This window comes from Streptomyces sp. PKA51, from assembly GCF_057552455.1.
On sequence record NZ_BAAJPZ010000002.1, the window covers coordinates 313,975 to 331,820 of the forward strand.

General features: G+C 73.3%; 17 protein-coding genes. 10 read left to right on the plus strand and 7 right to left on the minus strand.

From position 1 onward, the window contains the following. Nucleotides 1–5 precede the first annotated feature (5 nt). Together AC27L3_RS03800 and AC27L3_RS03805 are read right to left on the minus strand one after the other, a co-directional pair. A complete protein-coding gene (locus AC27L3_RS03800) occupies nt 6–1,124 on the minus strand; it encodes a DegT/DnrJ/EryC1/StrS family aminotransferase (RefSeq protein WP_487232561.1) in 1,119 nt (372 codons plus the stop codon). Next, on the minus strand, nt 1,121–2,086 hold the full coding sequence (locus tag AC27L3_RS03805) for an NAD-dependent epimerase/dehydratase family protein (protein WP_487232562.1): 966 nt from the start codon (nt 2,084–2,086) through the stop codon (nt 1,121–1,123). The genes AC27L3_RS03800 and AC27L3_RS03805 overlap by 4 nt, the downstream gene beginning before the upstream one ends. 178 nt (nt 2,087–2,264) lie before the next feature. Between AC27L3_RS03805 and AC27L3_RS03810 the strand changes: the two genes are divergently transcribed. Beyond that, nucleotides 2,265–2,978, plus strand: a complete 714-nt coding sequence (locus AC27L3_RS03810; RefSeq protein WP_487232563.1) for a class I SAM-dependent DNA methyltransferase — start codon at nt 2,265–2,267, stop codon at nt 2,976–2,978. Between the two features lie 120 nt (nt 2,979–3,098). After that, on the plus strand, nt 3,099–3,749 hold the full coding sequence (locus AC27L3_RS03815; RefSeq protein ID WP_487232564.1) for an FMN-dependent NADH-azoreductase: 651 nt from the start codon (nt 3,099–3,101) through the stop codon (nt 3,747–3,749). 3 nt (nt 3,750–3,752) lie between these two features. On the opposite strand, the gene AC27L3_RS03820 is transcribed toward AC27L3_RS03815, so the two are convergent. Next, entirely contained in the window at nt 3,753–4,727 is a 975-nt protein-coding gene (locus AC27L3_RS03820; RefSeq protein ID WP_487232565.1) for a helix-turn-helix transcriptional regulator, read from the minus strand. Between the two features lie 78 nt (nt 4,728–4,805). Between AC27L3_RS03820 and AC27L3_RS03825 the strand changes: the two genes are divergently transcribed. From AC27L3_RS03825 to AC27L3_RS03840, 4 genes are all read left to right on the plus strand, one after another. After that, nucleotides 4,806–5,630, plus strand: coding sequence for an NmrA family NAD(P)-binding protein (locus AC27L3_RS03825; protein ID WP_487232566.1), 825 nt, complete (start codon nt 4,806–4,808; stop codon nt 5,628–5,630). 182 nt (nt 5,631–5,812) lie between these two features. After that, entirely contained in the window at nt 5,813–7,276 is a 1,464-nt protein-coding gene (locus AC27L3_RS03830; RefSeq protein ID WP_487232567.1) for an NDP-hexose 2,3-dehydratase family protein, read from the plus strand. Beyond that, on the plus strand, nt 7,273–7,614 hold the full coding sequence (locus AC27L3_RS03835) for an antibiotic biosynthesis monooxygenase family protein (protein ID WP_487232568.1): 342 nt from the start codon (nt 7,273–7,275) through the stop codon (nt 7,612–7,614). The genes AC27L3_RS03830 and AC27L3_RS03835 overlap by 4 nt, the downstream gene beginning before the upstream one ends. Nucleotides 7,615–7,663: 49 nt before the next feature. Beyond that, nucleotides 7,664–9,931, plus strand: a complete 2,268-nt coding sequence (locus tag AC27L3_RS03840; RefSeq protein ID WP_487232569.1) for an ATP-binding cassette domain-containing protein — start codon at nt 7,664–7,666, stop codon at nt 9,929–9,931. A gap of 51 nt (nt 9,932–9,982) precedes the next feature. On the opposite strand, the gene bla is transcribed toward AC27L3_RS03840, so the two are convergent. Further along, entirely contained in the window at nt 9,983–10,915 is a 933-nt protein-coding gene (gene bla / locus AC27L3_RS03845) for a class A beta-lactamase (RefSeq protein WP_487232570.1), read from the minus strand. A gap of 165 nt (nt 10,916–11,080) precedes the next feature. Here bla and AC27L3_RS03850 point away from each other — a divergent pair, with 165 nt between their 5' ends. Further along, complete coding sequence (locus AC27L3_RS03850) at nt 11,081–11,995, plus strand: LysR family transcriptional regulator (protein ID WP_487232571.1); 915 nt, start codon at nt 11,081–11,083, stop codon at nt 11,993–11,995. Next, nucleotides 11,992–12,894, plus strand: a complete 903-nt coding sequence (locus tag AC27L3_RS03855; protein ID WP_487232572.1) for a serine hydrolase — start codon at nt 11,992–11,994, stop codon at nt 12,892–12,894. The genes AC27L3_RS03850 and AC27L3_RS03855 overlap by 4 nt, the downstream gene beginning before the upstream one ends. Nucleotides 12,895–12,917: 23 nt before the next feature. Here AC27L3_RS03855 and AC27L3_RS03860 read toward each other — a convergent pair whose 3' ends face one another. The 3 genes from AC27L3_RS03860 to AC27L3_RS03870 are packed head-to-tail and all read right to left on the minus strand — an operon-like array spanning nt 12,918 to nt 15,891. Continuing rightward, nucleotides 12,918–13,727, minus strand: a complete 810-nt coding sequence (locus AC27L3_RS03860) for an ABC transporter ATP-binding protein (protein ID WP_487232573.1) — start codon at nt 13,725–13,727, stop codon at nt 12,918–12,920. Nucleotides 13,728–13,735: 8 nt separating this feature from the next. Then, complete coding sequence (locus AC27L3_RS03865; RefSeq protein WP_487232574.1) at nt 13,736–14,812, minus strand: FecCD family ABC transporter permease; 1,077 nt, start codon at nt 14,810–14,812, stop codon at nt 13,736–13,738. Continuing rightward, nucleotides 14,809–15,891, minus strand: coding sequence for a FecCD family ABC transporter permease (locus AC27L3_RS03870; RefSeq protein ID WP_487232575.1), 1,083 nt, complete (start codon nt 15,889–15,891; stop codon nt 14,809–14,811). The genes AC27L3_RS03865 and AC27L3_RS03870 overlap by 4 nt, the downstream gene beginning before the upstream one ends. 162 nt (nt 15,892–16,053) lie before the next feature. Between AC27L3_RS03870 and AC27L3_RS03875 the strand changes: the two genes are divergently transcribed. Beyond that, nucleotides 16,054–17,046, plus strand: coding sequence for an ABC transporter substrate-binding protein (locus AC27L3_RS03875; RefSeq protein ID WP_487232576.1), 993 nt, complete (start codon nt 16,054–16,056; stop codon nt 17,044–17,046). Continuing rightward, nucleotides 17,043–17,837 (plus strand): 2,3-dihydro-2,3-dihydroxybenzoate dehydrogenase, encoded by a 795-nt coding sequence (locus AC27L3_RS03880; RefSeq protein WP_487232577.1) that lies wholly within the window; start codon nt 17,043–17,045, stop codon nt 17,835–17,837. The genes AC27L3_RS03875 and AC27L3_RS03880 overlap by 4 nt, the downstream gene beginning before the upstream one ends. Nucleotides 17,838–17,846 lie beyond the last annotated feature (9 nt).

The window sequence follows — 17,846 nt, forward strand, 5'->3', positions numbered from 1 at the left end:
GGACCCTAGAAGGCCAGCACCGTCTCGCGCACGGCGGAGACGACCTTCTCCTGCAGGTCCTCGGGCAGGGAGGGGTACATCGGCAGGGAGAAGATCTCCTTCGCCAGCCGCTCGGTGACCGGCAACGAGCCCTCGGCGTACCCGAGGTGGCGGAACCCCGACATGGTGTGAACGGGCCAGGGGTAGCTGATGTTCAGCGCGATGTCGTAGCGCTTGAGGGCCTCGATGATCTCGTCGCGCCGGGGGTGGCGGACCACGTAGACGTAATAGACGTGCTCGTTGCCCTCGTTCGTGGACGGCAGCACCAGACCGTGCTCCGCGAGGTCGCCGAGCCCCTCCTCGTAGCGGCGGGCCACGGCCCGCCGTCCGGCGAGGTAGGTGTCCAGGCGGCGCAGCTTCCGCCGCAGGATCTCCGCCTGCACCTCGTCGAGGCGGCTGTTGTACCCGGGGGCCTCCACGACGTAGTACGTCTTCTCCATGCCGTAGTAGCGCAGCCGCCGCAGCCTCGCGTCGACCCCGGCGTCGGAGGTGACCACCGCGCCGGCGTCCCCGTAGGCGCCCAGCACCTTGGTCGGGTAGAAGGAGAACGCGGCCGCGTGTCCCATCGTCCCGGCGAGCCGGCCGTGGTGCCGGGCGCCGTGTGCCTGCGCGCAGTCCTCCAGGACGACCAGGTGGTGCTGCTCCGCGAGCCGGCGCAGCGGGGCCATGTCCACGCACTGGCCGTACAGGTGCACCGGCAGCAGCGCCTTGGTGCGGGGGGTGATCGCGGCCGCCACCTGGGCGGTGTCGATCAGGTAGTCCTCCTCGCGGACGTCGACGAACACCGGTGTCGCGCCCACGCCGTCGATGGCGACCACGGTGGGTGCCGCGGTGTTGGACACCGTGATCACCTCGTCGCCCGGGCCGACGCCCAGAGCGTGCAGGCCGAGCCGGACCGCGTTGGTCCCGTTGTCCACCCCCGTGCAGTGCGCCAGCCCGTGATGGTCCGCGAACTCCCGCTCGAAGGCGCCGACGCTCGGCCCCAGCACCAGTCGGCCGGAGCGGAAGACGGTGTCGACCGCGTCGAGCAGATCCTCCCGCTCCTGCTCGTACTCCGGCAGGTAGTCCCACACGTACGCCGTCATGTCGCTCGGCCCTCGCTTTCGTCTCGGTTGTCCTTGCGTGCGACGAACTCTTGCCAGAACGCGTCCACCGCCTCGGTGAGCGAGCGCCGGGGGCGCCAGCCGAGCAGGCGTGCGGCCGGTGCGACGTCCACCCGGGACCAGTCCTCGGTGGAGTGCAGGCCCCCCGCCCCCGCGCGCTCCACGACCACCGCGGGAACCCCGCTGCGCTCGATGACCATGTCCACCAGGTCCCGTACGGCGGTGCTGCGCCCGCTGCCGATGTCCACCAGCTCGCCGGAGACCTCCGACAGCGCGGCGGCCACCACGGCGTCGGCGACATCGCGCACGTCCACGTAGTCGCGGTGGGCCAGCAGGGGGTCCAGCTCGACCACTGCCGGCCGGCCGCCGGCCGTCAGCAGCTGATGCGCCACCCGGCCCGGCAGGCTGACGTCCGGGCCGCCGGGCCCGGCGAGGTTGGCCACGCGCAGCACCATGCCCGGCGGCCGGCCCGCCCGCACCCGCTCCAGCACCGCCTCGGTGGCCGCGAGTTTCGCCCGGCCGTAGGCGCTGGTGGGGTGCACCGGTGCCGTGGCGTCGGCGGTGGTGCCCGGCGGGATCCGCCCGTACTCGAGCACGGACCCCAGGTGGACCAGCCGGGGCGGGTCCGCCATCCGGTCCAGCGCGTCGAGCAGGCGCAGGGTGGGGACCGCGACGGCCTCCCACATCTGCTCGTCGGTACGGCCCCAGATGCTGCCGGTGGCATTGACGACGATGCCCGCTTCGACGGCCTCCAGCTCCGCGAGCACATCCGGCGTGGGCGCGCGGCCCAGGTCCAGGGCGAGGAACGGCCCGGTGACCTCGTGGCCGGGTGGTCTGCGGGCCACGACGACCACGTCGAGGCCCCTCCTGCCGAGCTCCGCACACACGTGCCGCCCGACGAATCCCGTGCCGCCCAGGACGACGGCCCTGCCGTTCGCGGACATGCTGTCCTTCCTTCGCAGAGAAGACTTCGCAGAGAAGACGGGGAACTGGCACCGCTCGAAGCGTGGACCTCCGCGATCGGGACTCGCTCAAGCCCCGGCCGGGTTCCAGCGGCACTCGACGGCCGGGCGCGACCCTGCGGTCACCACACCACCCTCCCGGGCAGCCAAGGAGTACCCCATGTACGGTGCCGAGTCGGCCCAGTTCTACTACGCGCAGCACACGGCACGAGGCAAGGACTACGCGGCGGAGGCCCGCACGGTCGCCGATCTGATCCACTCGCGCTTCCCCGGGGCCGCCTCCGTCCTCGACGTCGCCTGCGGCACCGGCGGCCACCTCGGGCCCTTCGCCGAACTGATCGGCCACGTCGAGGGGATCGACCTGTCGGCGCCCATGCTGGAGATCGCCCGCGCCGACCACCCCGATGTCCCCCTGCACCTGGGCGACATGCGCTCCTTCGATCTGGGCCGCACCTTCGACGCCCTGACCTGCCTGTTCGCCTCCATCGGCTATGTGGGCTCCGGCGCCGAGCTGCACGGGGCGCTGGAGTGCTTCGCCCGCCACGTCGTCCCCGGCGGCGTGGTGGCCGTCGAGCCCTGGTGGTTCCCCGAGACCTACCTCGACCGCTGGGTGTCCGGTGACGTCCTGCACTGGCAGGGCACGACCGTCGCCCGGGTGTCCCACACCGTCCGCGACGGTGACGCCTCCCGGATGGAGGTCCACTACCTGCAGGCGTCCCCGGAATCCGGGATCCGGCACCTGACCGAGACGCACCGGGCCATGCTCTTCACGCGCAAGCAGTACGAGGAGGCGTTCGCCGGCGCGGGCCTGGACTGCACGTACGTGCCCGACGTGCAGTCGGGGCGCGGCCTGTTCCTCGGGGTGCGCCGCTGACGCAGGAGCCGCGGGCACGCCAGCGGCGCTCCGACCGCGCTCGAGCGCGCCGCGACAGCATGCGGGACCACGAGCGCCGGACTGTTCGGCGCCACCACCCGCGCACCGAGAGGCAGTTCCGTGGCCAACCTGCTGCACATCGACACGTCGCCCTCGCCGTTCTCCGTCTCCCGCAAGCTTGCCGCCTCCTTCCGCGAGGTGTGGCAGGAGGAGCAGCCCCGGGCGAGCGTGACCTACCGCGACCTGGCCGCCGCGCCCGTACCGCATGTGGACGCGGACGCGCTCGCCACCCTCATGGCCGAGCCGCAGACCGAGGGCCAGGCCCGGGCCGCCGCGCTGCACGACGAGCTCGTCGAGGAGATCCTGGCCGCCGACGCCCTGCTGATCAGCGCGCCGATGCACAACTGGACCATCCCCTCCCACCTCAAGGCGTGGTTCGACCAGGCGCTGGTCCTCGGCCGCACCCTGCCCTACGACCCCGCCGCCAACCCCCTCGCCGGGCGCCCGGCCACGATCGTGCTCGCCTACGGCGGCGACTACTCCCCCGGCTCGCCCAGCGCGGACATGGACCACTGCGCCCCCTACCTGCGGACCGTCGTGGAGAAGGTGCTCGGCTACGAGGTGCGCATCATCACCGCTTCGTTCACGGTGACCCCTTTCACCTCCGAGGACCCCGCCGAACTGGCCAAGGCGTCCGCCTCGTTGGAGGCCGCCGGGGCCGCGGTGCTGGAGCGGGCCCGGGAGGTGGCCGGCAAGCTCGTGCGCTCCTGACGGTCAGGGGTGCCGCTCCCCGGCATCGGGGAGCGCCCGTTGCAGGCGGGCCGTCAGGGTCCGCAGATGCTCCACCAGCTCGGGGGGTTCGCGGACCTCGAAGTCGAAGCCGAACGCGGCCACCCACACCGCGAGGTGGTCGAGGTCCTGTGCGCCGATGCGCAGGATGCAGGTGTGGTCGTCGACGGGTTCCACCACTCCCAGCGAGGGCGGGACCTCGTCGGCCACGTCCTGCGCCGGGCCGTGCATGAGCAGCACCGCCCGGTGGGGGAACTGGTCGGTGGTCACGCCCGAGGCGACGTACGCCGCCATGTCCTCGGCGGGCAGCGGCCGCGGGGCGAACCGGGGACCGTTCGGGATGCGCAGGGTGATCCGGTCGACGCGGAACTTGCGCCAGTCGCCGCGGCCGGTGTCCCAGGCGACCAGGTACCAGCGGCGCCCGCCGTGGACCAGCCGGTAGGGCTCCGCGTCGCGCAGCGACGTCTCGCCCCCGTGGGAGACGTAGTCGAAGCGCAGCCGCTCGTGGTCGCGCACCGCCGCGGCGATCGCCGTCAGCACCTCCGGGTCGACCGTGGGCCCGGGCACCGGCATGGTCACCAGCGCCGCGCCGAGCGTGTTGACCTGGTGCCGGAGCCGGGACGGCAGCACCTGGTCCAGCTTGGCCAGGGCCCGCACGGAGGTCTCGGAGATCCGGGTGATCGCGCCGCCGGCCGCCGTGCGCAGGCCGACCGCCACCGCCACCGCCTCCTCGTCGTCGAGCAGCAGCGGCGGCAGGGAGGCGCCCGCGGCCAGCTGGTAGCCGCCGCCCACGCCGCCGACGGCGTTGATGGGGTAGCCGAGGGCGCGGAGCTTGTCGACGTCGCGGCGGACCGTACGGGGACTGACGCTCAGCCGCTCGGCCAAGCCCTGTCCGGACCATTCCCGGTGGGCCTGGAGCAGCGCGAGCAGACGGAGCAGACGGGCCGAAGTCTCCAACATGCGCCGAGTTTCGCACCGACCGCGGACAGGAGGTGACCGCGAATGCTCCTAGTGTCGGGCGCAACGGAAGGAGATCCCATGACCATTCTCGTCACCGGAGCCACCGGCAACGTCGGCCGCCCGCTGGTGGAACAGCTGCTCGCGGCCGGGCATCCGGTCCGTGCGCTCACCCGTGACCCCGCCCGGGCCGCCCTCCCCGCAGGAGCCGAGGTGGTCGCGGGGAACCTGGCCGACGCCTCCGGCCTGGCCGCGGCGTTCGCCGGTGTCACCGCCGTCCACCTGATCAGCTTCAACGGGGCCGACTTCGCCCCGCTCGCCAACGGCCCGGAGATCGTCGACCTGGCGAAGAAGGCCGGCGTGCGCAAGGTGACGGTGCTCAAGGGCGACGTGTCCAAGAGCCCCCTGGAGGAGGCCGTCGAGGCCGGCGGCCTGGAGTGGACCCACCTCGCGCCGGTGGAGTTCATGTCCAACGCCCTGGAGTGGGCCGATTCCATCAAGAACGAAGGTGTCGTCCGCGAGGCGTTCCCGGAGGCGAAGAGCGCGATGGTGCACGACGCCGACATCGCCGCCGTCGCCGCGACCGCGCTGACCACCGACGGGCACGCCGGCCAGGAGTACTGGCTCACCGGCCCGGAGGCGCTCACGCCGCCCGAGAAGGTACGCGTCATAGCCGAGGCCCTCGGCCGCCCGGTGCGTTACGTGGAGCTGAGCCGGGACGAGATCGTCGCCCAGTGGCGGGCGACCGGCTACTCCGACGAGGACATCGAGTTCTTCCTCATGATGCGCACCAACCCCCCGGAGGCCGGCTACACGGTCCTGCCCACCGTGGAGAAGGTCACCGGCAGGCCGGCGCGTACCTTCGCCCAGTGGGTCCGCGAGAACGCCGCGGCCTTCACGGCGTGACGAACGGCGTGACGAACGGTCTGCCGACGGGCCTGTCGAAGGGCCGCGGCACGGCGAGCCGGCCGGGCGGCCCCCCGTTCCGCCCGGCCGGCTCGCACCGTGGGGGTTCGAGCGCGAGTGCACGGGACGTCGAGCCGTGCGGACGACCATCGACGGGTGAGCGCAGACATCGAGGGGCACCCTTGACCACGCAGGCGCGGGCGACCGCGCTCCCGGCACCACCGGCCGACGACGACCCGCTGCGCATCGCGCGGTCCGCACGGGCCGGCTCCGGCCTCGTACCGGACCTCGGGACGTTCCACCGGTGGCTGGACGAGCAGCGCGGCCGGTCCGCCATGGAGGTGCGGACCGTGCCGCTGGACGCCCTCACGGACTGGCGCACCGACCCGGCCACGGGGAACATCACCCACCGCACGGGCAGGTTCTTCTCGGTCGAGGGGCTGGACGCGCACGTGCCCGGCGCCGCCGTGGAGTGGTGGCGCCAGCCCGTCCTGCATCAGCCCGAGGTGGGCATCCTGGGCATCCTGGCCAAGGAGTTCGACGGCGTCCTGCACTTCCTGATGCAGGCCAAGGCCGAACCCGGCAACCACAACGGGCTCCAGCTGTCGCCCACCGTGCAGGCCACCCGCAGCAACTACACACGGGTGCACCAGGGGGCCGAGGTCCCCTACCTCTCCTACTTCCGCGCCCCGTCGCGGCACCGTGTCCTGGCCGACGTACGCCAGTCCGAGCAGGGCTCCTGGTTCCACCGCAAGCGCAACCGCAACATGGTGGTCGAGGTGACCGGGGCGGTGGAGCTCCGCGAGGGCTTCCGCTGGCTGACGCTCGGCCAGCTCCACCGCCTGCTGGCCGCCGACGATCTGGTGAACATGGACACGCGCTCGGTGCTGTCCTGCCTGCCGCTGGCCGGCAGCGGCCTGACGCGCGTCCTCGGCCCGGCTCCCGGGGAGTTCGCGGCGGCGCTCGTGCGCTCCTGCGACCCGGGTGCCCCCACCCGGCACGGCATGGGCGACCTCCTTCACTGGATCACCGACGTCCGTGCCCGGCGCGATGCCGCAAGCGAGCGCATCCCGCTGCGCGAGGTGAGCCGCTGGCGGCGCAGGGACGGTCGGATCAGCCATGAGAGCGGACTGTTCTTCGACGTGATCGGCGTCGACGTCACGGCCACCGGGCGGGAGGTGCGTTCCTGGTCCCAGCCCATGATCCGGCCCTGCGGCACGGGCGTGATCGCCTTCCTGGTCAAGCCGATCGGGGAGGTGCTGCACCTGCTCGTGCAGGTGAAGTCCGAGCCCGGGTACGTCGACGTCGCCGAGCTCGCCCCGACGGTCCAGTGCACCCCCGCCAATTACGCCGCGCTGCCCGCCGCCGCCCGGCCGCCGTACCTGGACGGGGTGCTGGAGGCGGACCCGGCGCGCATCCGCTTCGACGCCGTGCACGCCGAGGAGGGCGGCCGCTTCCACCACGCACGCAACCGCTACCTGATCGTCGAGGCCGACGGTGATCTCGAAGCGGGCCCGGAGCACCGGTGGATGAGCACGGCCCAGCTGACCGCCCTGCTGCGGCACAGCCACTACGTCAACGTCCAGGCGCGGTGCCTGATCGCCTGCCTGCACAGCCTGTCCGGCCGATCCGAGGAGCATGCATGACCACCGAGAACGGCAGCCCCACCCGCGTCACCTTCGTGAACAGGTTCTCGGTCCAGGGTGACCCGGGCGCCTTCGAAAAAGCCTTCGCCCGGGTCGCGGACTTCATGAAGGACCGGCCCGGCATCCTCGGCTACACCCTTTCGCAGGACGTCACCGACCCGCAGCGCTACGTCAATGTCGCGCTGTGGCAGGACGAGGCATCCCTGCGCGCCGCCGTGGCCCACCCCGATTTCCAGCAGCACGTGACGGAACTGCGGCAGCTGGCGGAGAGCACCTCGGAGCTGTACGCCGAACGCCATCGCTACCTCGACCGCGACGGCGTCCGTACCTCCGAGTGAAACCCTTGAAAAGAACGACAGTGGAGACGACAACGTGTACCGAGCGGGCATGACCGAGCACGAGGACGACATCCGCATCGTGGGTGCGCGGGAGAACAATCTCAAGGACGTTTCCCTGCGGATCCCGAAGAACAACATCACGGTGTTCACCGGGGTCTCGGGCTCGGGGAAGTCCTCCCTCGTCTTCGACACCCTGGCCGTCGAGGCGCAACGCCAGCTCAACGGAACGTTCAATTGGTTCATCCGCAACCAGCTCCCGAAATACCAGCGGCCGCACGCGGATGCCATCGAGAACCTGACGGCACCGGTGGTCGTCGACCAGAAACCGGTCGGCGGCAATGCCCGCTCGACCGTGGGGACGATGACCGACATCTATTCGTCCGTCCGCGTGCTCTTCTCCCGCTACGCCACTCCCGGCAATCCGCCGTCGTTCTATTCGTTCAACGATCCGCAGGGCATGTGCCCCGAGTGCGACGGGCTCGGCCGGATGCGCCGCGTCGACGTCGACCGCATGTTCGATCGGACGAAGTCCTTGGACGGTGGGGCGATCCAGCTCGCCACGCACAAGGTCGGCAGCATGGACTGGCAGCTGTACGCCAATTCCGGCCACTTCGACACGGCCAAACCGCTCAGCGACTACAACGCGGACGAATGGCGCATGCTGCTGCACGGCAGCGGCGGCACGGTGACGGTGCGCACGGCGAACAGCACCGCGACCCTGAAATACGAGGGCGTCGTGGACCGTTTCGCCCGCACCAACCTCAAGCGCGACCTGAGCACGCTCGGCGACCGGGCCCGGACGAACATCGAGCGGTTCATCACCCTCGGCCACTGCACCGCCTGCGACGGGACGCGCCTGGGTCCCCGGGCGCTCGCCTCCACCATCGACGGCCGCACGATCGCCGACTGGTCCCGCATGGAGATCAGCGATCTGATCAAGGTGCTCCGGGACATCGACGACCCCGTCGCGACACCCATCGCCGACGGCATCCGCACCGCCCTGGAGCGCATCGAGGGCATCGGTCTGGGCTATCTCTCCCTGGACCGCCAGACCCTCTCGCTGTCCGGCGGCGAGGCGCAGCGGCTGAAGACCGTACGGCACCTCAGCAGCAGCCTCATCGGCATGACGTTCATCTTCGACGAGCCCAGCACGGGCCTGCACCCCCGCGACGTGGGCCGTCTCAACGACTTGCTGGCGGCGCTGCGGGACAAGGGCAACACGGTCCTCGTCGTTGAGCACGACCCGGACGTCATCGCCACGGCCGACCACGTCGTCGACATGGGCCCGCGCGCAGGCGTCCACGGCGGTGAGATCGTCTTCCAGGGCACCTTCGCGGACCTGCGCACGGCGCAGACGCTCACCGGTGCCTGCCTGCGGCGCCGGGGCGGGGTCAAGGACCCCGTCCGCCGGCCGGCGGGGCGGCTCCCCGTGGTGGGCGCCACCCTGCACAACCTGCGGAACGTCTCGGTCGACTTCCCGAAGGCCGTGCTCACGGCCGTCACCGGCGTCGCCGGCGCGGGCAAGAGCTCCCTGGTGACCGGGGCCTTCATGAGCGCCCACCCGGACTCCGTGCTCGTGAACCAGTCGGCCATCAGGGCCTCCTCGCGCTCCACCCCCGCCAGCCACCTGGAGGTGATGGATCCCGTCCGCAAGCTCTTCGCCAAGGCGAACGGTGTGCCGGCGGCTCTCTTCAGCTTCAACTCGACCGGCGCCTGCGACGAGTGCAAGGGCCGCGGGGAGATCGTCACCGAGCTCGCCTACATGGACCCGGTGCGCGTCCACTGCGAATCGTGCGACGGCCGCCGCTTCAAGGAGGACGTCCTCGCCCATCGTGTGCGCGGCAGGTCCATCGCCGACGTCCTGGAGATGCCCGCCGAGGAGGCCGTCGGCTTCTTCGCCACCGAACGCGAGATCCACGACAAGCTCACCGCACTGCTCGACGTGGGCCTCGACTACCTCACGCTCGGCCAGTCCCTGAGCACCCTGTCCGGCGGAGAGCGCCAGCGCCTGAAGCTCGCGGGCCAGTTGCACCGCTCCGGTGCCGTCTACGTCCTCGACGAACCGACCACCGGCCTGCACATGTCCGACGTCGACACCATCGTCGCCCTGATGAACCGTCTGGTGGACCGGGGCAACACGGTCATCGTCATCGAACACAACCTCGACGTCGTCCGCCAGGCGGACTGGGTCGTCGACCTGGGCCCGGACGGCGGCAAGCATGGGGGCCAAGTGGTCTTCACCGGCACACCGGCCGACCTGCTGAAGGCCGAGGAGTCGGCCACCGGGGAGTACCTCCGGCGCCACGTGGAGGGCTGACACCGTGCGGCCGCGGGATCGCCGGCGTGATCTCCTCGGCCGCCACTGCCGTCACGACAGCGTCCGTGCCACCACCGATGCCGCTTGCGCGATCAGCTTGTTGTCGTAGCCCGCGTCTTCCTTGATGCGGTTGGACATGATCGCCACCACGACGGGGGCGCCCTTCGGGCGCCAGAGCACGGCGATGTCGTTGCGGGAGCCGTAGCCCTTGCCGGCTCCGGTCTTGTCGCCGACCACCCAGTTCCCGGGCACCCCGGCCCTGATGAGCTCGCCTCCGGTGGTGTTGGTCTTGAGCCACTGCGTGAGCAGACCGCGTTCGTCCTTGCCGAGGACGTCCCCGAGGACGTAGGCGCGCAGGTCCTCGGCCAGGGCCCGCGGGGTGCTCGTGTCGCGCGTCTCGCCGGGGGCCCAGCGGTTGAGGTCGGGCTCGCGGCGCTCCATCCGGGTGGCGTCGTCGCCGATCTCCTTCAGCGCCGCGTTGAGGCCCTTTGGTCCGCCGAGCGCGTCGAGGAGCAGGTTGCCCGCGGTGTTGTCGCTGTAGCGGACGGCGGCGTCGCACAGCTCGCGCAGGGTCATGCCGGTGTCCACGTGTTTCTCCGTCACCGGCGAGTAGTCGACGAGGTCGTCCTTGGCATAGGTGACCCGCTTGTCCATCCGGTCCGGGGAGTACGTGCGCAGCACGGCACCGGCGGCCAGTGCCTTGAAGGTGGAGGCGTGGGGGAAGCGCTCGCCGTCGTTGTACGCCACTTCGCGCCCGGTGCCGGTGTCGACGGCGTAGACCCCCAGCCGTGCGCCGAACCGGCGCTCCAGCTCCTGGAAGTCCCGGGCGAACGGCTTGGCGGCCGGAGCGGCCCCGGCCGCGGCGGAGGACGACGCGGAGGACGACGCGGCCGGGGAAGCGTCCTGGCCGCAGGCCGCGAGCGGGACGAGGGCGAGCAGGGCCAGCGCGCCGAGAGCGGCGCGGCGGGCGCGGGTCTTCTGCATGGTCCAAACCTCCGAAGGCGCCCGTGGGCAGGGCGCGTAGGGGACGGGCGGGCGGCCCGTCCCGGTGCGTGGTCGTGGCTGACGGGACCACCCTCACCGCCGCACGGTCATGCGGTCCAATACGCCCGTGCACGCTTCCATGCGGATCCGGCATAGGCTCGGGGGGTGGATCTGGTGGGAGCATGTCGCGCGTTCGTCAGCGTCGGTCAGCACGGCAGCTTCACCGTCGGTGCGGCCGCGGCCCGGATGTCGCAGCCGGTGGCCAGCCGTCGCGTCGCCGCCCTGGAGGAACACTTCGGGGAGCGCTTGTTCGAGCGGACGTCGCGGCGGGCCGTCCTCACGCCCTTCGGCCGGGACATGCTGCCGGTGGCCCGGCAGCTCGTGCAGGCGGCCGACGCGCTGCTCCACGAGGCGCGGACGGCCCGGCGCAAACCCTGGCGGCTCGCGGTGCCCGGCACCTGCCCCACCGTCCGCCTCGCGCGCCTGGTCGCCGACGCCCGCGAGCACGACGTCACGCTCGACCTGCGCATCGCCGCACCGGCCCGGCGCACGGAGCTCGTGCACACCCAGCAGGTGCGGGCCGCCCTGCTCGCGGTGCCGCCGGACGAGGCGACGTGGGTCCTGCCGCTCGGGCTCGCCGCGGCCGACGACCCCGGTGTGCGGCGCGTCTACCTCGAAACGCTGCGGGCCGGCCGCGCCCGGACCGGGCCGGCCCGCCGGGTGTGGATCCAGCCGGAGGACGACGTCCCGCACATCCGCGACCCGCTCACACGCCTGCGCGACGCCCTCGGCCTGCAGCCCGTACAGGTGGTCGCCGGGGCCGACCTGACCACCGCCGCGGCGGAGGTCCTGCGCACGCGCGACCTGCTGCTGTGCACCCCCGCGCAGGCGGAGGAACTCACCCTGCACTGGCGGCCCGTCGGCGAGGTCACGCTCAGCCGGGGGTACGCCCTGGCCACCGCCGCGGACGGCAACCCCCTGCACATCGAGGCACGCCTGGGGGACGCCATCGCCCGCTGCCTGGGGGCATCCCCCCGGGCACGCGCCGCGGGAGGAAGCACGAGAGGAACCACGACGTGAACACCGAGGCACTGCTGCACGACCTGCGCCGCCGGCTGCACGACGGCGGCCTGCGCGCCTGCCTGCTCGTACGGGACCTGCGCACCGGGGACGAGCTGGGCATCGAGCCGGACACCCCGCTGCCCGCCGCGTCGCTGGTGAAGGTCCCGCTCGCGCTGGCGACGGTGGAGCGCATCCGGCGCGGCGAGCTCGACGGGGCCTTCGCACTCGACGTCCGGCCCGGCCGGATCACCACGCCCGGCCCCACCGGCATCAGCCGCTTCCGCCACCCCGCCCGGATCGCGATCGACGACCTGCTCTACCTCAGCACCTGCATCAGCGACGGGGCGGCCGCCGACGCGCTGTTCGCGCTCACGCCGCCCGCCCGGGTCACCGCCGTCCTGCGCGAGTCCGGCCTGCGCGGCATCACCGTGCGCCACACGCTGCGCGAGCTCTCCGAGACCCCCGCCGAACGCCTCGACGCCTCCCAGACCCACCTGGCCCACGCCCTGGCCATCGACGCCGGCACCGGCGGCCGCGGGCACCGGGTGCCCCAACTCGACACCACCCGGGCCAGCTCCGGCAGCGCCCGCGACTGGGTCGAGCTGCTGCAGGCCCTGTGGACGCCCTCGGCGATCCACCCCGAGGCCGCCGCGCGCGTGCGCGACCTCATGGCCCACAACCTCCTGCGGCACCGGCTCGCCCCGGACTTCAGCTCCGACGCCACCACCTGGTCCTCCAAAACCGGCACCCTCCTGAACCTCCGGCACGAGATCGGCGTCGTCGAGCACGCCGACGGCCAGGCGTACGCCGTCGCCGTCCTCACCGAGTCGCTCGTCCCGGCCGGCACCCAGCCCGGCGCCGAAGCCCTCATGGCCGACGTCGCCCGCGCCCTGCGCGACCACCTGCGGCACCTGTAGCCGTCGCTGGGCCGGGGTCCCGTTCAGCCGCGGGCGCGCGGGACGACCACCGGGGCGGCGTCGCCGGGGGCGTGCAGGATGTCGGCCTCCACGCGGTAGAGCTCCTTGACCAGTGCCTCGTCGACCGTGTCGCGGGGCGGCCCCTGGGCGATGACGCGGCCGTCCTTCATCGCGATCAGCGTGTCGGCGTACCGCGCGGCGGAGGCCAGGTCGTGCAGGACCATGACGACGGTCCGGCCGCTCGCGGCGACCTGGCGGACGAGGTCGAGGACGTCGACGACGTGGCCGAGGTCGAGGGCGCTGGTGGGCTCGTCGAGCAGGACGACGGGGGTGTGCTGGGCGAGCACCATGGCGAGCCAGCAGCGCTGGCGCTGGCCGCCGGAGAGCCGGTCGAGGCGTTCGGCGGCCAGTTCGGCGGTGCCGGTGGCCTCCAGGGCGTCGCGGACGGCGCGTTCGTCCTCGCGGGACCACTGGCGCAGCAGGCCCTGGTGGGGGTGGCGGCCGTAGCGGACGAGCCCGGCCACGGTGACGGCTTCGGGTGCGCGCGGGGCCTGGGGCAGCAGGGCGACCTTGTGGGCGGCCTGTCGCTGGGTCAGTTTCCACACGTCGGCGCCGTCGGCGTGCACGCTGCCCGCCTCGGGGCGGTGCAGCCGGGCGATGGTGCGCAGGAGCGTGGATTTGCCGCAGCCGTTGGGGCCGACGACGGCGGCGACGTGGCCGGCGGGGACGGCCAGGTCGACGTCGCGGACGACGGGCCGGCCGGGGTGGCCGGCGTGCAGGCCGCGCACGTCGAGGCCGGGGTGGCCGGGGTGGCCGGGGCGGGCGGTGGTCATGGGGGTGCTCAGGCCTTTCCGGTGGTGCGGTCCGCGCGGAAGAGGACCCACAGGAGGAAGGGCCCGCCGAGGACGCTGGTGACGACGCCGACGGGCAGTTCGACGGGGGCGGCGACGCGCCCGAGGGCGTCGGCCGCGGTGATCAGGGCGGCTCCGGTGAGCGCGGAGCCGAGGACGGGCACCCGGGTGGGGCCGGCGAGGCGTGCGGCGAGGATCGGTGCGGCGAGGGCGACGAAGGCGACGGGGCCGCCCACGCCGACGGCCAGGCCGGCCAGGACGACGGCGAGCGCGAACGCGGCGGCGCGCAGCCGGCGCAGGTCAACGCCGAGGCCCGCGGCCGTGTCGTCGTCGAACCGCAGCAGTTGCAGGCGGTGCCCGGCGGCCAGGGTGAGGGGGAGGAGGAAGAGCAGGGCGATCAGCAGGGGGGTTCCCACGGCCCAGTCGCGGCCGTTGAGACTGCCGACGGCCCACAGGAAGACGCCGCCCGCGGTGTTGTCGTTCTGGCGCGACATCACGAGGTCGCCGGCGGCCCCGACGACGGTGGACACGCCGATGCCGGCGACGAGGACGCGGTAACCGGCGCCGCCCGCCCCGCCCGCGCACAGCACGACGAGGACGGCCGCGGCCACGGCCCCGATCGGGCCGAGCCACCAGTGGCCGATCGTGCCGGTCGAGGAGCCGGCGACGGAGGCCACCACCGCGGCGGTGGCGCCCTCGCCCACCCCCAGGAGGTCGGGGGTGGCCAGCCGGTTGCCGGCCAGGGTCTGGGTGAGGCAGCCGGCCGTGCCGAGCGCGGCGCCGACCATGATGCCGACGCACACGCGCGGCAGCCGGAACTCCCGTACGACCATGACGGTGCCCCGGTCGCCGGTGCCCAGCAGCCCGGAGAGGGTCTGCGACAGGCTCATCCCCGTGGAACTGGCCGTCACCGCGAGGGCGACGAGCAGCACGAGCAGCGGCACCACGAGCGCGGCGGCCAGCGCGCCGCGGCGGGGGAAGAGCCAGGAGAGCGTGCCGGTGCGCAGCACGAGGCTGTCCGGCGGGGTGACGTCCCCGGCGGGTCTGCGGGCGGCGGGGGTGGTCATGAGGGGGCTCCGGCGGTGGACAGGCGGGAGGAGCGGGCGATCCAGACGAGCAACGGGCCGCCGACGAAGGCCAGCAGCACGCTGACCGGTGTCTCCCACGGGCGGATGACGACGCGGGCGAGGACGTCGGCGAGGATCATCACGTCGGCGGCGATCAGGGCGGACAGCACGAGCTGGGCGGCCGGGCGCGCGCCGGCCAGGGCCCGGGCGGCGTGGGGCGCGAGCAGGCCGAGGAAGGCGATGGGCCCGGCGACGGCGACCGCGCAGCCGGCCAGCAGCGAGACGGCGCCCGCGACCACCAGGCGGGTGCGGCCGGGGCGGTGGCCCAGGGAGCGGGCGCTGTCGTCGCCGAGCCCCAGCGCGGACAGCGGCCGGGCGCAGCCGGCCGCGAGCAGCAGGCCGACGGCCGCGACGGGCAGCAGGGGCAGGAGGTCGCGGGTGCGCACGCCGGCGAGCGAGCCGATGGTCCAGTAGCGGTAGACGTCGAAGGTGGCCTGGCTGCCGAGCAGGACGTAGGAGGTCATGCCGTGGAAGGTGGCGCCGAGGGCCGCGCCGGCGAGGACGAGCCGCAGCGGTGATCCGCCGGCGCGGCCGCCGGCCGCCAGCAGCAGGACGACCGCGCTGGCGGCGATGCCGCCGCCGAGGGCCCACAGCAGCAGGTCCGTCGTGGAGGAGGCCCCGCACCAGGTGAGGCCGACGACGACGGCGAATGCGGCCCCGGAGTTGACCCCGAGGAGCCCGGTCTCGGCGAGCGGGTTGCGGGTTGCGGCCTGCAGCAGGCAGCCGGCCGTGCCGAGGCAGACGCCGACGAGGAGGGCGGCCAGGGTGCGGGGCAGCCGTACGTCCATGACGGCCAGGCGCAGGTGGGGGTCGGCGCGGGCGGCGGGGTCGCCCAGGAGGTAGTCGAGGGCGTGGGCCGGTGAGCTGGAGCCGGTGCCGACGAGCAGGGACAGCAGGCACAGGACCGGCAGCAGGACGAGCAGGGCCACGCCGGCCGGGACGGCGGGGTGTCCCCGGGGCGGCCGCTCCTCGCGGCGGCCGGATCCGCGTCCCACCGGCAACCCTCTCGTCTTCGTCATATGGTTAGCCTAACCTAAGTAACCGTCCGCCGACGGTCGGCCGCCGAGCATCCGCATGTCCGGAATGCCGGCTGTTCCGCATGCCCTGCGAGGAGTACACGGCGGACCGAACCCGGGTTCCCTTCCGGGGACCTGACGGACGAACAACGGAGATTCCAGGCCATGACGCCGCCCCGCCCTGCTTCCCGAACCGCCCGCCGCGCGGCCGCCACGGCCCTGGCCCTCGCGTGCGGGCTCGTCCTGAGCGCCTGCAGTTCCTCGGACGACGCGGCCCCGCACGGGACCGCGGCCCAAAGCAGTACCGGGAGCGGGACGACGACGCTCACCGACGCCACGAACGCGTCCGTGAAGGTGCCCGCCGCCCCCGAGCGCGTCGTGACGCTCAGCGAGATGGACCTGGACTCCGCGCTGGCCCTCGGCGTCAAGCCGGTCGGTCTTGCGGCCGGGCGCGGGCAGAAGGGCGCCCCCGAGTACCTGGGCAAGCAGGCCGAGGGCATCCCCGTGGTCGGCGCGGTCACGGGCCCGGACATCGAGAAGGTCGTCCGGACCCGGCCGGACGTCATCCTCGCCGGGCAACTGGCCGACGAACAAGTACTGGCGCAGCTGCGGAGGATCGCCCCGACGGTCGTCACCATCGGGGGCGACAAGAGCTGGAAGAAGTCGCTGCAGCTGACCGCGAAGGCCCTGGGCCGCACGGACCGGGCCGGCAAACTCCTCGCGGACTACGACAGCGCCGCCGCGACCCTGAAGAAGGACCTCGGCGACGACGCGGGCCTGAGCGTGTCCGTCGCCCGCTACTCCGCCAAGGGCACCGCCGTCATGCAGCAGGGGGTGTTCATCAGCGACGTACTGCGGGACCTCGGCTTCCGCCGACCCGGCATCCAGAACGAGCCGGGCAAGGGCCACTCGACGCCGATCAGCGACGAGAACCTCCACGAGATCGACGGCGACTGGCTGTTCATCGGCACCCTGTCGTCGGCCGGCCCGGACGCCGGACTGCTCAAGACGCTCACCGACAAGCCCGCCTACCGGGAGCTGAAGGCCGTCCGCGACGGGCACGCGAGCGTGATCGACGGCTCCAAGTGGACGAGCCTGGGCGGCGCCGAGGCGGCCGCCTCCGTCCTCGGCGACATCCGGAAGGCCATGGTCAAGTGACGACGGAACAAGAACTGGCCGGACGCCTCGCCCTCGTCACCGGCGCGGCCCGGGGCATCGGCGAGGCCGTCGTCGCGGCACTGGCCGCACGCGGCGCCCGCGTCCTGGCCACCGACACCGACGCCGACGCGCTGGCGGCCACGGCCGCGCGCGCGGGCGGGGCGGTGACCGCACGCCCGCTGGACGTCACCGACGCCGCCGCCGTGGAACGGCTGGTCGCCGAGGCCGAGGACACCCTCGGGCCGCTGGACATCGCGGTCAACGTCGCCGGCATCCTGCGCACCGGACCCGTGCTGGAGCTCGACGACGCGGACTGGGCGGCCGTCTTCGCGGTCAACACCGACGGCGTCCTCCACGTCTCGCGCGCCGTCGCCCGCCGCATGACCGCCCGCGACCGCGGCAGCATCGTCACCGTCGCCTCCAACGCGGCCGGCGTCCCGCGCAGCGGCATGGCCGCCTACGCCGCGTCCAAGGCCGCCGCGGTGATGTTCACCAAGTGCCTGGGGCTGGAGGTCGCCGCGCACGGCGTGCGCTGCAACACCGTCTCCCCCGGATCCACCGACACCGCCATGCAGCGCGCCCTGTGGGCGGCCGCGCCCGGAGGCGCCGAAGGCGGCCGGCGGTCCGTCATCGAGGGCGACCCGGCCGCCTACCGCACCGGCATCCCGCTCGGCCGCATCGCCGAGCCGGCCGACGTGGCCGAGGCCGTCGCCTTCCTGGTCTCCGACCGGGCCCGCCACATCACCCTGCACGACCTGTACGTCGACGGCGGCGCCACGCTGCGGGCCTGACCCGCCCGC

Excerpts from the sequence above, each read along its gene's own strand:
- AC27L3_RS03865 (WP_487232574.1), bottom strand. The coding sequence starts at position 14,812 with ATGACCACCCCCGCCGCCCGCAGACCCGCCGGGGACGTCACCCCGCCG.
- AC27L3_RS03835 (WP_487232568.1), top strand. The coding sequence starts at position 7,273 with ATGACCACCGAGAACGGCAGCCCCACCCGCGTCACCTTCGTGAACAGG.
- AC27L3_RS03860 (WP_487232573.1), bottom strand. The coding sequence starts at position 13,727 with ATGACCACCGCCCGCCCCGGCCACCCCGGCCACCCCGGCCTCGACGTG.
- AC27L3_RS03810 (WP_487232563.1), top strand. The coding sequence starts at position 2,265 with ATGTACGGTGCCGAGTCGGCCCAGTTCTACTACGCGCAGCACACGGCA.
- AC27L3_RS03875 (WP_487232576.1), top strand. The coding sequence starts at position 16,054 with ATGACGCCGCCCCGCCCTGCTTCCCGAACCGCCCGCCGCGCGGCCGCC.
- AC27L3_RS03820 (WP_487232565.1), bottom strand. The coding sequence starts at position 4,727 with ATGTTGGAGACTTCGGCCCGTCTGCTCCGTCTGCTCGCGCTGCTCCAG.
- AC27L3_RS03840 (WP_487232569.1), top strand. The coding sequence starts at position 7,664 with ATGACCGAGCACGAGGACGACATCCGCATCGTGGGTGCGCGGGAGAAC.
- bla (WP_487232570.1), bottom strand. The coding sequence starts at position 10,915 with ATGCAGAAGACCCGCGCCCGCCGCGCCGCTCTCGGCGCGCTGGCCCTG.
- AC27L3_RS03805 (WP_487232562.1), bottom strand. The coding sequence starts at position 2,086 with ATGTCCGCGAACGGCAGGGCCGTCGTCCTGGGCGGCACGGGATTCGTC.
- AC27L3_RS03870 (WP_487232575.1), bottom strand. The coding sequence starts at position 15,891 with ATGACGAAGACGAGAGGGTTGCCGGTGGGACGCGGATCCGGCCGCCGC.
- AC27L3_RS03800 (WP_487232561.1), bottom strand. The coding sequence starts at position 1,124 with ATGACGGCGTACGTGTGGGACTACCTGCCGGAGTACGAGCAGGAGCGG.
- AC27L3_RS03825 (WP_487232566.1), top strand. The coding sequence starts at position 4,806 with ATGACCATTCTCGTCACCGGAGCCACCGGCAACGTCGGCCGCCCGCTG.